The organism is uncultured Methylobacterium sp. (assembly GCF_964251405.1).
GTDB lineage: Bacteria > Pseudomonadota > Alphaproteobacteria > Rhizobiales > Beijerinckiaceae > Methylobacterium.
This window is the reverse complement of the sequence record NZ_CAXUJR010000001.1, coordinates 162,307-178,646: the sequence shown is the minus strand read 5'-3', so window position 1 is coordinate 178,646 and position 16,340 is coordinate 162,307. Positions and strand designations below refer to the sequence as shown.

14 protein-coding genes and 1 pseudogene are annotated in these 16,340 nt (G+C 67.4%); 8 read left to right on the top strand and 7 right to left on the bottom strand.

Annotated features, from left to right (window positions below; translation table 11 throughout):
- Both ACFE7U_RS00910 and ACFE7U_RS00905 read right to left on the bottom strand, forming a co-directional pair.
- Positions 1-1,314: PAS domain-containing protein (locus ACFE7U_RS00910; protein WP_375407833.1), on the bottom strand; the 1,314-nt coding region annotated here is incomplete at its 3' end.
- A 187-nt stretch (positions 1,315-1,501) separates the two neighbouring features.
- Positions 1,502-3,367 (bottom strand): ABC transporter ATP-binding protein, encoded by a 1,866-nt coding sequence (locus tag ACFE7U_RS00905; RefSeq protein ID WP_375407832.1) that lies wholly within the window; start codon positions 3,365-3,367, stop codon positions 1,502-1,504.
- A gap of 101 nt (positions 3,368-3,468) precedes the next feature.
- Between ACFE7U_RS00905 and ACFE7U_RS00900 the strand changes: the two genes are divergently transcribed.
- From ACFE7U_RS00900 to hemF, 3 genes are read left to right on the top strand one after another with little or no spacing between them, the layout of a single operon-like run.
- Positions 3,469-3,954, top strand: a complete 486-nt coding sequence (locus ACFE7U_RS00900) for a tRNA (cytidine(34)-2'-O)-methyltransferase (RefSeq protein ID WP_375407831.1) — start codon at positions 3,469-3,471, stop codon at positions 3,952-3,954.
- A gap of 30 nt (positions 3,955-3,984) precedes the next feature.
- Positions 3,985-4,728, top strand: a complete 744-nt coding sequence (locus tag ACFE7U_RS00895) for an aspartate/glutamate racemase family protein (RefSeq protein WP_375407830.1) — start codon at positions 3,985-3,987, stop codon at positions 4,726-4,728.
- A 32-nt stretch (positions 4,729-4,760) separates the two neighbouring features.
- Positions 4,761-5,687 carry an oxygen-dependent coproporphyrinogen oxidase gene (gene hemF / locus ACFE7U_RS00890; protein WP_375407829.1) on the top strand — a complete coding sequence of 309 codons (927 nt, stop codon included), beginning with the start codon at positions 4,761-4,763 and terminating at the stop codon, positions 5,685-5,687.
- A 26-nt stretch (positions 5,688-5,713) separates the two neighbouring features.
- On the opposite strand, the gene ACFE7U_RS00885 is transcribed toward hemF, so the two are convergent.
- Positions 5,714-5,962 carry a hypothetical protein gene (locus tag ACFE7U_RS00885; protein ID WP_375407828.1) on the bottom strand — a complete coding sequence of 83 codons (249 nt, stop codon included), beginning with the start codon at positions 5,960-5,962 and terminating at the stop codon, positions 5,714-5,716.
- Between the two features lie 158 nt (positions 5,963-6,120).
- Between ACFE7U_RS00885 and ACFE7U_RS00880 the strand changes: the two genes are divergently transcribed.
- The 5 genes from ACFE7U_RS00880 to hslU all read left to right on the top strand — a co-directional run bounded on the left by ACFE7U_RS00880 (position 6,121) and on the right by hslU (position 12,347).
- Positions 6,121-7,257, top strand: a complete 1,137-nt coding sequence (locus ACFE7U_RS00880) for an ATP-dependent RecD-like DNA helicase (protein WP_375407843.1) — start codon at positions 6,121-6,123, stop codon at positions 7,255-7,257.
- A 239-nt stretch (positions 7,258-7,496) separates the two neighbouring features.
- Entirely contained in the window at positions 7,497-8,033 is a 537-nt protein-coding gene (gene hslV, locus ACFE7U_RS00875; protein ID WP_375407842.1) for an ATP-dependent protease subunit HslV, read from the top strand.
- Positions 8,034-8,201: 168 nt separating this feature from the next.
- Positions 8,202-9,788, top strand: coding sequence for a methyl-accepting chemotaxis protein (locus tag ACFE7U_RS00870; protein WP_375407827.1), 1,587 nt, complete (start codon positions 8,202-8,204; stop codon positions 9,786-9,788).
- Positions 9,789-9,954: 166 nt separating this feature from the next.
- On the top strand, positions 9,955-11,037 hold the full coding sequence (locus ACFE7U_RS00865) for a hypothetical protein (RefSeq protein WP_375407844.1): 1,083 nt from the start codon (positions 9,955-9,957) through the stop codon (positions 11,035-11,037).
- The gene (gene hslU / locus ACFE7U_RS00860) at positions 11,034-12,347 is read left to right on the top strand and encodes an ATP-dependent protease ATPase subunit HslU (protein WP_375407826.1); all 1,314 of its coding nucleotides are present in this window, start codon (positions 11,034-11,036) and stop codon (positions 12,345-12,347) included. Before ACFE7U_RS00865 ends, hslU begins: the two co-directional genes overlap by 4 nt.
- 80 nt (positions 12,348-12,427) lie before the next feature.
- Here hslU and hpnK read toward each other — a convergent pair whose 3' ends face one another.
- The 4 genes and pseudogenes from hpnK to ACFE7U_RS00840 all read right to left on the bottom strand — a co-directional run.
- Entirely contained in the window at positions 12,428-13,267 is an 840-nt protein-coding gene (hpnK, locus tag ACFE7U_RS00855; protein ID WP_375407825.1) for a hopanoid biosynthesis-associated protein HpnK, read from the bottom strand.
- 90 nt (positions 13,268-13,357) lie between these two features.
- A complete protein-coding gene (gene hpnJ, locus ACFE7U_RS00850; protein ID WP_375407824.1) occupies positions 13,358-14,788 on the bottom strand; it encodes a hopanoid biosynthesis associated radical SAM protein HpnJ in 1,431 nt (476 codons plus the stop codon).
- 48 nt (positions 14,789-14,836) lie between these two features.
- Positions 14,837-16,021 (bottom strand): bacteriohopanetetrol glucosamine biosynthesis glycosyltransferase HpnI, encoded by a 1,185-nt coding sequence (hpnI, locus tag ACFE7U_RS00845; protein ID WP_375407823.1) that lies wholly within the window; start codon positions 16,019-16,021, stop codon positions 14,837-14,839.
- Between the two features lie 137 nt (positions 16,022-16,158).
- A pseudogene (locus ACFE7U_RS00840) lies at positions 16,159-16,340 on the bottom strand (ABC transporter substrate-binding protein); the annotation flags it as partial.

The following is a 16,340-nucleotide window of genomic DNA, read 5'->3' as shown; positions in this document are numbered from 1 at the left end:
GGCCGCGTCGCGCAGGCGCGCCGTGGCGGCATCGGCCTCGCCGGTGCGGCCATGGATCTCGTCCACTGCCGCCTTGGAGCGTGCCATGGTCTCGGAGATCGAGACGGCGGCCGTGTTCATGGTCTCGGCCGACTCGGTCACGGTCTGGACGTTGTCGAGGGTCCGTTCCGCCGCGTCCACGGCGACCCGCCGGGCCTCCATGCTTCCCGACACGTCGGTGGCGTATTTGACGACTTTCAGCAGCTTGCCGTCAGGATCGAAGATCGGGTTGTAGCTCGCCTGGATCCAGACGGCCCGGCCGCCCTTTCCGATGCGCTGGAACATGCCGGAGATGAAATCACCGCCGCGAAGCCGGGTCCAGAACTGCTCGTACTGCGCGCTCCTCGCATAGTCGGGCTCGACGAACATGCTGTGCGGCCTGCCCAGGACTTCGCCCTTGCGATAACCCAGGGCCGCGAGGAAGTTGTCGTTGACGTCGAGGATTTTGCCGGTGACGTCGAATTCGATGACGGCCTGGGCACGGTTGACGGCCGCGAGCTGACCCGAGGCGTCCGCGTTGCGGATCCGCTCCCGCGTGACGTCGGTGGCGTATTTCACGACCTTGAACGGCTTGCCATCGATGTCGCGGATCGGGTTGTAGGTGGCCTGCAGCTTGATCTCGCGACCGTCCTTGCCGACGCGCTTGTACTCGCCGGCCTCGAACTCCCCTCGGGCGAGCTTCGCCCAGAACGCCGCGTACTCGGCGCCGGCCGCGTATTCGCGATCCACGAACATGCGGTGGTGCCGCCCGCGGATCTCGTCGAGACGGTAGCCGACCGCGGCAAGGAAGTTGTCGTTCGCATCGATGATTGTGCCGTCGAGGGCGAAGTGGATCACCGCCTGGGATTTCCCGATGGCCTGGGTCTCACCCAGGAACTCGGCGCTCAGGCGCTTCTGCGCCGTGATGTCGGTGGCGAACTTGACCACGCGGACCGGCTGCCCGCGCCGATCGAGGATGGGGTTGTAGGTCGCCTGAAGCCAGATCCGGCCACCATCCTTGCCGACCCGTTCGAACTCGCCGGACTGAAAGCTGCCCTCTCGAAGCGAAGCCCAGAAAGCGGCGTAATCCCGGCTCGCCGCCTGGACGTCGGACACGAACATCCGGTGGTGTCGCCCGCGCACCTCGTCGATCCCATAGCCGACGACGGAGAGGAAGTTCGCGTTGGCGTCGAGGATGGTCCCGTCGAGGGCGAACTCGATCGTCCCCAGCGACTTGTCGATGGCGCTCAGCCAAGCCTGACGTTCATGAGACCAGCCGAAAGCTGAAAGGAACATTTGCGCCGTCTCTCATCAAACCGGACAAGTTCAGCTTAACATCCCTGAGAGTCGTATATTTTTCGTTTCTTCAGTTTCTTTTAAACGTTGAGATCTTCGCGTCGATTGGATCGTACTTGGGCGAGTGATCCTTAAATGAATTTAAAATTCATTTTGAGGCTCGGCGCGGCGCGATAGACTGTCCGCGTCATTCGGCGGCGTCCTTGAGTGCGATCGTGGACTCGCTGAGGAAGCCGCCCGATTGCCGTTCCCACAATCGCGCGTAGAGCCCGCCCGCGGCGACGAGGTCGGCATGCCGCCCTTCCTCCACGATCCGTCCCCCGTCGATCACGATGAGACGATCAAGCGCCGCGATGGTCGAAAGCCGATGCGCGATCGCCAGCACGGTCTTGCCCGCCATCAGCGTGTCGAGGCTCTCCTGGATCGCCGCCTCGACCTGGCTATCGAGGGCGGAGGTCGCTTCGTCGAGGATGAGGATCGGCGCATCCTTGAGGAGCACGCGGGCGATGGCGATGCGCTGGCGCTGGCCGCCCGAGAGCTTGACCCCGCGCTCGCCGACCTGCGCGTCGTAGCCCGTGCGCCCCTTGTGGTCGATCAGGTCCGCGATGAAACCGTCGGCCTCGGCGAGACCCGCGGCCCGCTCGATCTCGGCGTGCGTCGCCTCCGGCCGGCCATAGGCGATGTTGTCGCGGATCGAGCGGTGCAGGAGGGAGGTATCCTGCGTCACCATCGCGATGGCGCCGCGCAGGGAATCCTGGGTGACCCTAGCGATGTCCTGGCCGTCGACGAGGATGCGTCCACCCTCGAGCTCGTGCAGTCGCAGCAGCAGCGCGGTGATGGTGGTCTTGCCGGCGCCGCTGACCCCGACGAGGCCGACCTTCTCGCCGGGCGCGATGGTGAAGCTCAGGCGCTCGATGATGCTGGCGTCGCCGCGCCCGTAATGGAAGCTGACGTCGTCGAACCGGATCTCGCCGCCGGTCACCGCCAGAGTGCCGGCGCCAGGACGGTCGGTGATGGCGTGCGGCCGGGAGATCGTCTGCATGCTCTCCTGAATGACGCCGACATTCTCGAAGATGCCGCGCACGGTCTGCATCACCCAGCCCGACATCGCGATGAGGCGCAGGACCAGCGCGAGGCCGGCGGCGCCCTCCCCCGTGGTCAGCCCGCCGCGCTGCCACAGCACGAGGCACATGCCGGCGGTGGCGACGATCAGCACGCTGTTCAGGATGCCGAGCAGGGTCGTCGTGGATGTGACCAGCCGGAACTGGTGAAGGTAGGCCTTGGTGTGGACGTCCACCGCCTCACGCACCGCCGCGCGTTCCTCGCGGGTGCGGGCGAAGAGCTTCACGGTGAGGATGTTGGTGTAGCTGTCGACGACGCGCCCGATCAGCAACGAACGGGTATCGGCGGTGGCCAGCGAGCGGGCGCGGGCACGCGGCACGAACCAGCGCGTAAGCGCGGCGTAGGCCATCACCCACAACACCACCGGCAGCGCCAGCCAAAGGGAGATCGAGCCGAACAGCCCGACTGCCGTCACCGCGTAGATGGCGACATAGAGCAAGGTGTCGATGAACACGACGGCGAGCTCGCGCACCGCCGGCCCGACCTGAACCACGCGGTTAGCGAGGCGCCCGGCGAAGTCGGCCTGGAAATAGGAGAGCGAGTGTCCGAGCGTGTAGAGATGCGTGCGCCAGCGGATCTGGTTGGTGGCCTGCGGGACCAGGAGCTGGTTCGAGAGGAGCTCGTGCAGCCAGATCGAGATCGGGCGCACCACCAGCACCATCGCGGCCGCGAGCCCGAGCTGAAGCCCATGATCGGCGAGGAGCGTCGCCTTGTCGGCGGTATTGAGCAGGTCCACGAACCAGCCCATCAGGAGGTAGAGCGAGGCCTCCACCGTGCCGGCGATCAGCGCGATCACGAACAGGACGGCGAGAGCGCCCCGCATCGGCTTGAGATAGAATCCGGCAAACCCCATCACCGATTTGGGCGGCATGCGCTCCTCGTCGAAGGGCGCGAACGGGTCGATGCGGCGCTCGAGCCAGTCGAGGAACATGCTGGTGTCCGATGTTGCGGATGCTGCGATGCGATGTATGCCGCCTTGACGCGGTGCCAACCGAGGGGCGATGCCGCACGTTCCGTTCTCGGGCCATCGCCATGCTCCGCCTCGCCCTCTACCAGCCGGACATTCCCCAGAACACCGGCACGATGCTGCGGCTCGCGGCCTGTCTTGAGGCCGCTGTCGAGATCATCGAGCCGGCGGGCTTCGACGTCTCCGACCGGCACCTGCGCCGCTCGGGCCTCGACTATCTCGACCATGTCGCCATCACCCGGCATCGGTCCTGGGCCGCGTTTTCGCACTGGCGCCGCGAGGCCGGGATACGGCTGGTGCTCGCCACCACGGCCGGCGCGGTGCCCTACACCGAGTTTGTTTTCGCACCCGGCGATTGCGTGCTGATGGGCCGCGAATCGGCCGGCGTCCCCGAGGTGGTCCACGAAGCCGCCGACGCGCGGGTGGTGGTGCCGATCCGGCCGGGCCTGCGCTCGCTCAACGTCGCCGTCTGCGCCGCCATGATCCTCGGCGAGGCGATCCGGCAGACCGCGGGATCGTCCACCCCTTCAGCTGGCATGTCGCCTGCCTGACGCCTTTTGGTCCGGGGCCGGAGACCGCCTTTGCGCATCCTTCTGATCAATCCGAACACCCTCGCGTCGGTCACCGATCTCGTGGCGGCCCACGTGCGCCGGGTCGCCGGGACGGAAGCGGAGTTCGTGCCCGTCACCGGCCGCTTCGGCGCCCGTTACATCGCGAGCCGCGCGGCCTCGGGCATCGCCGGCCATGCCGCCCTCGATGCCCTGGCCGAGCATGTCGACGGCTGCGACGCGGTCTATCTCGCTTGTTTCGGCGATCCGGGATTGGCGGCCCTGAAGGAGATCTCGCCCGTGCCGGTGGTAGGAATGGCCGAGGCGTCCTGTCGGGTCGCCGGAAAGGATCGCCGGCGCTTCGCCATCGTTACCGGCGGTGTCCTCTGGGCGCCGATGCTGACCGAATTCGTCGCGAGCCTCGGGCTCGCCGACCGGTTTGCCGGCGTTCGCACCATCACGCCGACCGGTGACCGCATCGCCGACGATCCCGATGCAGCGCTGGCCGACCTCGCGACCGCCTGCCTGCAATGCGTGGTGGAGGACGGCGCCGAGACCGTGATCCTCGGCGGCGCCGCACTGGCCGGCCTCGCCGGGCGCATCCAGGGCGCGGTTCCGGTGCCGGTCCTGTGTTCGGTGGCGGTCGGCACGCTGGCCGTCCTGGCCGCTGCGCGAAGCGGTGGCGGCTCGTACGGCGCCCCGGCTGTCGACAGCGTCGGGCTCGGTCCCGCCCTGGCCCGCCGTCTTGCGGGCGCGAGCCACGCGAGCCACGATTGACGCCCGCGTGACGGGATGGGACATCCGGGGCCATGACCAAGCCGGACATCGCCGCCCATTCCCTCTCCGACGCCGACCTCACGGTCATCAAGGGCGATGCGCGGGCCTGGTTCGAGACCCTGCGCGACCGCATCGTCGCCGCGCTTGAGACTCTCGAAAACGAGGCGACCGGCCCCTTCCACCCGGACGCCCCGGAAGAGCCGGGACGATTCGAGAAGACACCGTGGACGCGCACTGACCATACCGGCCAGCATGGCGGCGGCGGCACCATGGCGATGCTCAAGGGCCGGGTGTTCGAGAAGGCCGGCGTCCACGTCTCGACGGTCCATGGCGAGTTCGCCCCGGAGTTCCGGGCTCAGATGCCGGGTGCGGCGGAGGACCCGCGTTTCTTCGCTACCGGGATCTCGCTGATCGCCCATCCTTGGAATCCGAACGCGCCGACCGTTCACATGAACACCCGGTTCGTCGTGACGACGAAGGCGTGGTTCGGGGGCGGAGCCGACCTCACGCCCGTGCTCGAACGGCGCCGTACCGAGGACGATCCCGATTCACACGTCTTTCATGCGGCGATGCGCGCGGCCTGCGAGGCCCATGCTCCGGCGGCCGATTACAGCCGCTACAAGGCCTGGTGCGAGGAGTACTTCCATCTCCCACACCGGAACGAGCCGCGCGGAATCGGCGGCATCTTCTACGACTATCACTGGACCGGCGAGCCGAAGGCCGACCTCTCCTTCACCCGCGACGTCGGCGGCGCCTTCCTGAAGGCCTATCCGGCGATCATGCGTGCCAACCTGGACACGCCCTGGACGGAGGCGGATCGCCTGGAGCAGCAGGTACGGCGCGGGCGCTACGTCGAGTTCAACCTGCTCTACGACCGCGGCACGATCTTCGGACTCAAGACCGGCGGCAACGTCGCGTCGATCCTGTCGTCGCTGCCTCCTACCGTGCGGTGGCCGTGACGTCCGACCCGGTGCACGTGCCGGTCTCAGGCAGGGCGCATCGCTCCCTCGCAGCGCTTCATCTCGAGAGAGGTGAGCGCGCGGCGCAGGACATAAATCTCGGCGGCGAGCGGATCATGGTTGCGACATTCGCTGAAGCTGCGATCGAGCCGCGCCTTGGCGATCTCCAGTTCCGTCAGCATGCGGGCCGCCGATGCTTCCGCAGCGCGAGCCATCTCGCGGCCCGCCGTCCCGGTCGCCGTCCGTGCCGTCCTGAGTTCGAGGATGGTGCCCATCGTTCGTTTCGCTTCCGCTATCATCCGGAACGCCGCCCTGACTAGGAAACTTCGAGCCTAACTGTTTCTTGCATGTGTCAAATCGGCATCGAATCGAACGTCGTCCCCGCGATTGTGCATTGCCGCACCCGGCCGTGGTCGACGAAGGCGTGAGCGCGATGCCGGCCAGCGACCTTCCCACCCGCTTCGCTCCCCAACAGGATGCGGCGCTGAAAGCCATCGCAGCATGGCGCAAGTCCGGGTCGCAAAAGTCCGGCGGTCCGCAGGTCTTTCGCCTGTTCGGCTTTGCCGGCACCGGCAAGACGACCCTGGCGCGCCGCATCGCCGACGACGTCGACGGCGCGGTGGTCTTCGGGGCCTTCACCGGAAAGGCCGCTTCGGTGATGCGCCAGAAGGGATGCCACGACGCGGCCACCATCCACAGCCTGATCTATCGCACCAAGGAGACGGAGGACGGCGGGCCGGCCTTCACGCTCAACCGCTCGGGGCCTGCGGCCAAGGCCGAGCTCATCATCATCGACGAGTGCTCGATGGTCGATTCGGACCTCGGCAACGATCTCTTGTCCTTCGACAAGCCGGTCCTGGTGCTCGGCGACCCGGCGCAGCTGCCACCCGTGCGGGGCGGCGGCTTCTTCACCGAGGCCGAGCCCGACGTGATGCTGACGGAGGTCCACCGGCAGGCCGTCGACGACCCGATCGTGCGCATGGCGATGACGGTGCGCGAGGGCGGGCGCCTGACCATCGGACAATACGGCGAGAGCCGCGTGGTCTCCCGCCGCGACATCGACCCCAATCTGGTCCTTGAGGCCGATCAGGTCCTGGTGGGCCTCAACAAGACGCGGCGGCTGTACAACAACCGTCTGCGCGAGCTCGCCGGCCACACCGACCCGATGCCGGCGGTGGGCGAAAAGCTCGTCTGCCTCAGGAACGACCGCACCAAGGGCCTGCTCAACGGCTCGACCTGGACCGTCCAGGCTCTACGCGCCCCGCCCCGTCCCGATACCATCCGCCTCGACGTGGTGCCGGAGGATGACCCTGCCCTGAGGCGGCGCGCCATCGACATCAAGGTCCTGCGCGCCGTGATCGAGGGTTCCGACGAGGAGATCCCCGCCTATCTTCGCCGGGAGACCGATGAATTCACCTACGGCTACGCGCTGACCGTCCACAAGGCGCAAGGCTCGCAATGGGACAGCGTCGTGCTCTTCGACGAATCCTACGCCTTCCGCGAGCACCGGGCGCGATGGCTCTATACTGGGCTGACCCGGGCGGCGCGGACGCTGACGGTGGTCGTCTGAGCCGACGATGAGGAGATGGGCTCTCTGATCTCCGCAGAATCTGCGGCGAATAAGCGAGATCAAGGCGAATGACGCTCCTCGCCAAGGAGCCCGCCGGCGGCAGGAGCACGAGCGACGCACCTGCGCCATGATCGCCGGCCGATGGTGGACGAAAGCCGACCGCGCTCCCACCTTGCGACAAGCTTGTTCGACCAACCTTGGAGACATCCTTGCCCCACGCCGAATCCGGCCCGCCGCAGATGCATGCCACCACCATCCTCATGGTCCGCAAGGGCGGGCGCGTGGTGATCGGCGGCGACGGGCAGGTCAGCCTCGGCCAGACCATCGTCAAGGGCAACGCCCGGAAGGTCCGGCGCCTTGCCAAGGGCGCCGTGATCGGCGGGTTCGCCGGCGCGACGGCCGACGCCTTCACCCTGTTCGAACGGCTGGAAGCCAAGCTCGAGCAATATCCAGGTCAGCTCACCCGTGCCTGCGTCGAGCTCACAAAGGACTGGCGCACCGACCGCTACCTGCGCCGTCTCGAGGCGATGATGCTGGTGGCCGACAAGGATGTCAGCCTGCTCCTGTCAGGCGCCGGGGACGTGCTCGAACCGGAAGGCGGGGTGATGGCGATCGGTTCGGGTGGCAACTACGCGCTGGCTGCTGCCCGAGCGCTGGAGGATGGCAGCCACGATGCCGAGACGATCGTGCGCAAGGCGATGGCTATTGCAGCCGAGATTTGCGTCTATACGAACGGCAATCTTGTGGTTGAAACCTTGGACGTCTCCGGCTCATGATATCGCACTGCGAAAATTAACGAGACCGCAAGCAAACCAAAATATCAATACGCCTCCAGGGATACCCCATGAGGTTGGTTGGCGATGCGTATCAGGTCAAAAATCTTGACGTTCGTGGGCCTGTGCAGCCTGATGACTCTGGTCGTCGCTGGCATTAGCCTGAGCACGTTGAGCACCTTCAACGGTGCGATCACCGATGCCAAGCACGCCTCCCAGCGCGCGCTCAACGCCGCCAACCTGAATCGACTCGTGACCGGTGTGGTGGTCGAGGCCAGGGGTATCTACGCCGCCAAGGACACGGCCGACGCCAAGAAATACGCCGACCGCCTCCTTAAGAATCTCGACGCGATGAACGCCCTGCTGACCGAGTGGGGGCCCAGCGTGCCCGCGACCGAGCGGGTCCTGTTCGACAAGGTCGTCAAGGGTGCGGCCGAGTTCACCGTGCTGCGCAAGGAGACCGCGCGGCTCGGCGTCGAGGTGGCGCCGAAGGCGGCGGCGGACCAGGGCTTCAACGAGCTCAACCGCGCCAATCGGCAAGCCTATCAGGACGGTATCGACGCGCTCGTCGTCAGCAGCCGGGCCCAGGTCGATGCGATCGACCGCCAGGCCGACGAGCTCTACGATCAGCGTTTCGCCCTCCTGGCCGGTATTGCGGTCGCCGGGACCCTGGGCTGTATCGTGCTTGGCGGACTGGTCGGCGAACGCACGATCGCCCGTCCCCTCACCCAGGTCTCGCAGGTCATCCACCGGCTGTCGGACGGCGATCACGACCTTCCCCCGATCAAGGCGGGCAAGGACGAGATCGGTGCGATCTGGTCGAGCATGGCGGTGTTCGCGGCTACGATGCGCGAGAGCGCCATCATTCGCGCCGGCCAGGACAGCGAGCGCAGTGCCGCTCAGGAGCGCCGCCGCACCGAGATGACGGGTCTCGCCGACGGCTTCCAGGGAAGCGTCGGCGGTCTCGTCCGTACACTTTCGGGCGCGGCCACCGAGATGGAGCGAACCGCCGAAGCGATGGCGGCCGATGCGGACCAGACCAACCGGCATTCGAGCGCCGTGATGGCAGCGGCCAACGAGACCGCGATGAACGTGCAGTCGGTGGCCGCCGCCACCGAGGAACTCGCCGCCACCGCCAACGAGATCGGCATGCAGGTCGCCCAGACCTCGGCCGCCGCCGCGGGTGCCGTCGAGAGCACCAAGCGCACCAATGCCCGCGTCCAGGCGCTGGCCGAGAGCGCATCCAAGATCGGCGACGTGGTCGCGCTGATCTCCAGCATCGCCGGGCAGACCAACCTGCTCGCCCTCAACGCCACCATCGAGGCGGCCAGGGCCGGCGAGGCCGGGCGCGGCTTCGCCGTCGTCGCCGCAGAGGTCAAGGAACTCGCCTCGCAGACCGCCCGCGCCACCGACGAGATCACGACGCAGATCAACGCGATCCAGCAGGCCACCCGCGAGACGGTGGGCGCCATCGCCGAGATCGGGTCGACCATCGGAACGGTGCACAGCATCGCGGTCGGCGTCGCCGCCGCTGTGGAGGAGCAGCAGGTGGCGACCCAGGAGATCGCCCGCAGCGTCAGCGACGCCGCCCGCGGGACCCAGTCCGTCACCGAGACGATGGGGCAGGTCCAGGTCGCCGCGGTCCAGGCCGGCGCCCGCGCCGCGCAGGTGCTCGGTGCCGCCGGCGAGCTCGTTCGCCAGTCGAAGGCCGTGGCCGGAGAGGTCGACCACTTCGTCGGCGGCGTCCGCGCCGCCTGAGCGCCGAGCGGCTTGGCCGGGGGCGCGAACGCGCTTCCGGCCCGCCGCGTCTGGAAAGCCGCGTCGATCGCGCTTAGATCGTCGTCGTGCGACGCGATCATACCTCAGCTCCGGCTCCCTGCATGGCGACCCAGACCCATCGGTTCGGCACGCCCGCGGCACGTAGATGATCGAGCCCGCCCTCCTCGACCGCGCCGTAGCGCGCGGCATCCTCACCGAGGCTCAGGCGTCGGACCTCGTCCGCCTCGATCGCGAGGAAGCGCGGGACGATCGGCCCCACGACGACGAGCAGTTGCGCCTCGTCACGGGTTTCGCCGACATCTTCGTCACGATCGGCCTCGTTCTGTTTCTCGGGACGCTGGCCTACATCGTCGACGACCTCGCCGGCGCAACACCCGGCAGCATTCTCGTCGCGGTCGCCGCCTGGGGACTTGCGGAATTCTTCACGCGCCGCCGGCGCATGGCGCTGCCCAGCATCGTTCTCCTCCTGGTCTTCGCTTTGGCGAGCTTCGCGGCGTTGACCTCCGTCCTGACGGGCCGTTCCGGACTCGGGGGCTGGGCGCCACTCATCGGCGCCCTCTCGCAGAACCTCGACAGGCCGCTGCCGGTCGCCGGAGCGGCGCTGGGGACCCTCGGCCTGGTCGCCCTGCATTACCGCCGCTTCCGCGTGCCGATCACCATCGCGGCCGGCACCGCGGCGCTCGCTGCCACGCTCGTCGCCCTTGCATTCGCCGCGGCGCCCGAACTGGCCGCCGCGAACGTCAACGGGTTGCTGATGCTGGCAGGCCTCGCGATCTTCGCCTTCGCCATGCGCTACGATCTTTCCGACCCGCATCGGACGACGCGGGCGACCGACACCGCGTTCTGGCTTCATCTCCTCGCCGCACCCCTGATCGTTCACCCCGTCCTGTCCGCGCTCGCGCTGGGTACGCACGGCGGCATCGGCTCGGGCGCCGCCCTGCTCGTGCTCGCCGTCGTGGTGGTGCTGACCCTCGTCGCCCTGATCACGGACCGACGGGCGATCCTCGTGGCTGCCCTGTCCTACACGGCGATCGCCTTCGGCTCGCTGATCCGCGACGCAGGGCTCGCGAACCGCTCGCTGCCCTTGAGCCTGCTCACGCTGGGCGCCCTCGTCCTGCTGCTCAGCGCCGGCTGGCACCCGTTGAGGGCGCTGCTCCTGCGCGCCCTCCCCCGCGGCCTCGCGGCCCGGCTGCCGCATCCGCTTGCAGATCCCCCTGGAGCCCGATGACCACCTTCTCACCTCGCGAGATCGTCTCCGAACTCGACCGCTTCATCGTCGGCCAGAACGACGCCAAGCGGGCCGTGGCCATCGCCCTGCGCAACCGCTGGCGCCGGCAGCAGCTCACCGGCCCGCTCAAGGAAGAGGTCGCCCCGAAGAACATCCTGATGATCGGACCGACCGGCTGCGGCAAGACCGAGATCGCGCGCCGGCTGGCGAGACTCGCCGGAGCGCCGTTCCTGAAGATCGAGGCGACCAAGTTCACAGAGGTCGGCTATGTCGGGCGCGACGTCGAGCAGATCGTGCGCGACCTCGTCGAAGTCGGCATCGGCTTGAAGCGCGAGGAGCGCCGCCGCGGCGTCCAAGCGAAGGCCGAGGCCGCCGCCGAGGCCCGCATCCTCGACGCATTGGTCGGTCCCACATCTAGTCAGGCCACCCGGGATAGCTTCAGGAAGAAGCTGCGCGCGAGCGAACTCGACGACAAGGAGGTCGAGATCGAGCTCTCCGGCGCCTCGCCCTCCGGCCTACCGATGTTCGAGATCCCCGGCATGCCAGGCGCCTCGATGGGGGCGGTCAACCTCGGCGACATGCTCGGCAAGGCGTTCGGAGGCCAGAAAGGCAAGCCCCGCCGGATGACGGTCCGCGACGCCTACGCGCCCCTGCTGGCGGAGGAGTCCGACAAGCTCGTGGATGCGGAGTCGCTGACGCAGGAGGCGATCCGCGACGTCGAGCAGAACGGCATCGTCTTCCTCGACGAAATCGACAAGATCTGCGCCGGCGAAGGGCGCTCGTCCGCGGACGTGTCGCGCGAGGGCGTCCAGCGCGACCTGCTGCCGCTCATCGAGGGAACGACGGTGGCGACGAAGCACGGGCCGGTGAAGACCGACCACATCCTGTTCATCGCCAGCGGCGCCTTCCACGTCTCGAAACCCTCGGACCTGCTGCCCGAACTGCAGGGCCGGCTGCCGATCCGGGTCGAGCTGCAGCCGCTGACCGTGGAGGATTTTAAGCAGATCCTGATGACCACCGAGGCGAGCCTGATCAAGCAGACGGTCGCCCTGATGGCCACCGAAGGGGTCACCCTGGACTTCTCGGACGACGCGATCGACGCCCTCGCCCGCGTGGCCGTCGACGTGAACAATTCCGTCGAGAATATCGGCGCACGCCGGCTTCAGACGGTGCTGGAACGGGTGATCGACGAGATCTCGTTCACCGCCACGGACCGCTCCGGCGAGACGGTGGCGATCGACGCGATCTATGTCCGCGACCGCGTGGCGGATCTGGCGGCGAACGCGGACCTCAGCCGGTTCATCCTGTGAACCTCAGTTTCACGAAATGCCACGCATCCTAGCGCTTTAATTAGCCGCGGCGCCGTTCTGACTGCCCCGCACTGTCCCACTTACAGGAAATCCGAAAAGCCGCCTTTGACCGCCCCGGCGGCCTTCGTTGCCGCCATCGCCTCCAGCGAGATCAAGGCATCCCGCTCCGCCGCGTAGGCGTAGCCAGGGGCCTCCCCGGGGAATCCGCCTGCCGTAGCAGGATGGGTATAGAGTTCGGTCAGCCCGTCAGGCAGGTGGCGCAGCAGTCCTGCGACGCGGGCCGGATTCATGGCGCCGGACCAGGCGAGGCCGAGCGTACGATCAGGGATCAGCAGCCCGGCTTGCCGCGCCCTCACGGCGAGCATCGCCGCCCAGGGGGCGATGTCGGTCGCGGCCTTCGGGTTGCAGCCCGGCTCGGCCGCGCGAAGGACGGCGCGGGGCTCGCGCGGCACCCGGATCGCCCGCATGCCGAAACCGCGGCCAATGGCCAGCACCCGGCCGGCGATGAGCGGATGGACATGGAAGTGCTTGTGCGCGTTGACGTGGTCGAGCGGCAGGCCGGTGGACGCATAGGCTTCGAACTGCGCGGCGATCTCTGCGGCGAGCTGGCGCCGTGCGGCTGGCTTCAGGGCGAGGTCGAGCCCCAGCCGTCCCATGTCGCGGCGGAACAACCCGTCCCGGTCGACGAGGTCCGGCAGCTCAGCGGGCGGCAGGGTCGGCCAAGCCTCGACCATCACCAGATGCAGGCCGACCCGCAACGACGGAAGACGGTGCGCCCGTGCGATCGCATCGGCCGCGGCCGGGGCCGAGACCATCAGGCTCGCGGCCGTCAGGATGCCATTGCGGTGCGCCTGCTCGACCGCATCGTTGACCTCGAGACTGAGGCCAAAATCGTCCGCGGTGACGACGAGGTGCTTCACGTCTCCAACCCTCTTCCGGAACCGGTCCCGACTTCAAAATGAAAACGGCCGGGCTGATGGCCCGGCCGCGTCTCAGGAAGCCTGGAACGTTCAGGCGGCAGCGCCCGGCTGCCGCTCCTTGAGGAAGCGGTAGAACTCGACGCCCTCGCGAAGGCGGCGCTTCATCATGTCGGGCGAGCGGACCATCTCGCCGACGATGGAAGCGATCTTCGGGGCGCGGAAATAGAACTTCCTGTAGAAGTCCTCCACCGAGTTGAAGATCTCGGTGTGCGACAGATGTGGGTAATGCAGCGGCGCGATCTGCACGCCGTTCTCGTCGACGAGTTCGGCATTCTCGATGTCGAGCCAGCCGTTCTCGACCGCCTGCTTGTAGAGGAAGGTGCCGGGATAGGGCGCTGCCAGCGAGACCTGGATCGTGTGCGGGTTGATGCGCTTGGCGAAGTCGATCGTCTCCCGGATCGTCTCCTTCGACTCGCCCGGCAGGCCGACGATGAAGGTGCCGTGGATGGCGATGCCGAGCTCGTGGCAATCCTTGGTGAACTTCTCTGCTACCTCGACGCGCATGCCCTTCTTGATGTTGTTCAGGATCTGCTGGTTGCCGGATTCGTAGCCGACGAGCAGGAGGCGCAGGCCGTTGTCCTTCAGGACCTTCAGGGTGTCGCGCGGCACGTTCGCCTTGGCGTTGCAGGACCAGGTCACGCCGAGCTTGCCGAGTTCGCGGGCGATCTCTTCGGCGCGCGGCAGGTTGTCCGTGAAGGTGTCGTCGTCGAAGAAGAACTCCTTCGTCTGCGGGAACTCCTTCAGGCAGTACTTGATCTCCTCGATCACGTGGGCGACCGAGCGGGTGCGGTAGGTGTGGCCGCCCACCGTCTGAGGCCACAGGCAGAAGGTGCAGCGGCTCTTGCAGCCCCGGCCGGAATAGAACGAGATGTAGGGGTGCTTGAGGTACCCGATGAAGTACTTCTCCATCTCGAGGTCGCGCTTGTAGACCGAGGTCACGAACGGGAGCTGGTCCATGTCGGTCATGATCTCGCGGTCCTCGTTATGGACCACGGTGCCGTCGGCATCGCGATAGGACAGACCCTTGATCTCGGCCATCGGGGTGCCGTCGGCGACCTCCTTGACCGTGAAGTCGAACTCGTTGCGTGCGCAGAAATCGACGCACGGGGCCTGGGCCATGGCGCCGGCGGCGTCCACCGCCACCTTCGCGCCGATGAGGCCGGCCTTGAGCTTGGGGTTGGCCGCCTTCAGCGCCTCGATCGTCTTCACGTCCGACTTGAACGAGGGCACCGAGGTGTGGAGCACCACGAGGTCGAAGTCATGCGCCTGGGCGACGATCTCGGGCAGCTTGATATTGTGGGGCGGGGCGTCGATCAGCTTCGAGTTCGGTACGAGGGCCGCCGGCTGGGCGAGCCAGGTCGGGTACCAGAACGACTTGATCTCGCGCTTGGCCTGATAGCGGGAACCGGCGCCGCCGTCGAAACCGTCGAAGGTGGGGGCCTGGAGGAAAAGGGTGCGCATGGGGTTCAAGGCCTCCGAGCGGGATGACGGGATGGGTGGTTCGGTCGATCAGAGCGGCGTCGCGCCAGCATCGTGGCCGAGGCTTCGTTCCGGGATGAGCGTGCCGTCCGCAACCACGCGATAATCGTGACCTTTCCATGTCACCGCCCCCGAGACGAAGCTCCAGGAGAAGTTCATGAAGGAGAGGATGTCTCTTATCGGCAACAGCCAGTAGGGGTGCGCGGCCAGCCCGAAAGCCCGCTCCAGGCGCACGCACAGGATGATGCGACAGGCGAGCGCCAGGGCGGCGACCGCGAGGGCGTGCTGCCCGGCGCCTGGGATCAGCGCACCGATGAGCGCGAGCGGGAAGGCGTGGGTGACGATCGAGCCGGCATAGCCGACCGGGTCGACGTTGCGGATGGTACGGTTCCAGCGCAACTCGTGCCGCCAGAGCCCTGCGAGGTCGGTGTCGACGCAGGCATGGCCGACCGTGAAGGTCGGGATCGAGACGAGACCGCCATCGGCCCGCAGCGCCTCTCCGATCGCATAATCGTCGGCGAGGTCGTCCCTGAACGTCTCGAAGCCACCGATCCGCGACAGCGACTCACGGGTGAAGGCGATGGTCGAGCCGAAGCAGGGCCGGGCGAGGCCGAGCGCGGTCCCCATGACGACGTTGGGCAGGAACTGCACGTCGATGGCCAGCGCCGAGAGATGGGACCAGACACCCGAATTCGTCGGTACCCCGTGATAGAGACAGGTGACGCCGCTGACGCCGTCCCGCGAGAGCTCGGCGACGATGCGCTCGAGGTAATCTGGCTGCACCACCATGTCGCTGTCGGCCAATACCACGACGTCGTGGGCGATCGCGGCGGACATGTTGATGAGGTTGGAGACCTTGCGGTTGGCGCCGTGCTGGCGGGCGTCGACGACGAGGTCGACGCGCAGGGCTGGGTAGGCCTCGACCAGGCGGCGGACGACGGCGATGGCCGGATCGGCAGCGCTCTGGACTCCGAACACGACCTGCACGGATCCGGCATAGCCCTGCCGGCAGAAGGTCTCGAGGTTCTCGTAGAGGTTGGGCTCGATCCCACACAGAGGCTTGAGCAGGGTCACCGAGGGACGAGGCGCATCGGCGGCCAGACGCACCGAGCCCTTGCCGGCAAAGCGGCCGGCCAGCACGGCGGCTGCGAGCCCGTAGATGCATCCGGCCAGCGCGAGCAGCAGGCAGAGCGACGAAAGCCAGGTCAGGTCCATGGAGTTTCGCTCGGATCGCGGTTCGCGTGAGGATGCCGACGTAGCGGCGCGAGGTCTGAAGGCGTCGGTCTTGGAAGATCAGTCGTAGTCGGCGGGTCTTGCGCGGCAGGTCTTTGGGCGGCGGGTCTTGCCCGGATTCAAGGCACCGGTTTGGCGACGAGCATTCCGGTCGTTCGTTCTCGTCGGAATTTGAGGCATTCGTCAGCCCCCCAGGCCGTCAAAGTGTCACCGAAGCCCGCCCACATGGCAGCAAGTTCACTGACGTTGCCATTGGGATACACATCCGGCACCCGGTTCCCGGCTTGAACGAGCAGGTCGA

What these genes read in the sequence shown, in the direction of transcription:
- ACFE7U_RS00905 (WP_375407832.1), bottom strand. Translation starts at nt 3,367, where the DNA reads ATGTTCCTCGACTGGCTCGAGCGCCGCATCGACCCGTTCGCGCCCTTC.
- ACFE7U_RS00900 (WP_375407831.1), top strand. Translation starts at nt 3,469, where the DNA reads ATGCTCCGCCTCGCCCTCTACCAGCCGGACATTCCCCAGAACACCGGC.
- hemF (WP_375407829.1), top strand. Translation starts at nt 4,761, where the DNA reads ATGACCAAGCCGGACATCGCCGCCCATTCCCTCTCCGACGCCGACCTC.
- ACFE7U_RS00885 (WP_375407828.1), bottom strand. Translation starts at nt 5,962, where the DNA reads ATGGGCACCATCCTCGAACTCAGGACGGCACGGACGGCGACCGGGACG.
- ACFE7U_RS00880 (WP_375407843.1), top strand. Translation starts at nt 6,121, where the DNA reads ATGCCGGCCAGCGACCTTCCCACCCGCTTCGCTCCCCAACAGGATGCG.
- hslV (WP_375407842.1), top strand. Translation starts at nt 7,497, where the DNA reads ATGCATGCCACCACCATCCTCATGGTCCGCAAGGGCGGGCGCGTGGTG.
- ACFE7U_RS00865 (WP_375407844.1), top strand. Translation starts at nt 9,955, where the DNA reads ATGATCGAGCCCGCCCTCCTCGACCGCGCCGTAGCGCGCGGCATCCTC.
- hslU (WP_375407826.1), top strand. Translation starts at nt 11,034, where the DNA reads ATGACCACCTTCTCACCTCGCGAGATCGTCTCCGAACTCGACCGCTTC.
- hpnJ (WP_375407824.1), bottom strand. Translation starts at nt 14,788, where the DNA reads ATGCGCACCCTTTTCCTCCAGGCCCCCACCTTCGACGGTTTCGACGGC.
- hpnI (WP_375407823.1), bottom strand. Translation starts at nt 16,021, where the DNA reads ATGGACCTGACCTGGCTTTCGTCGCTCTGCCTGCTGCTCGCGCTGGCC.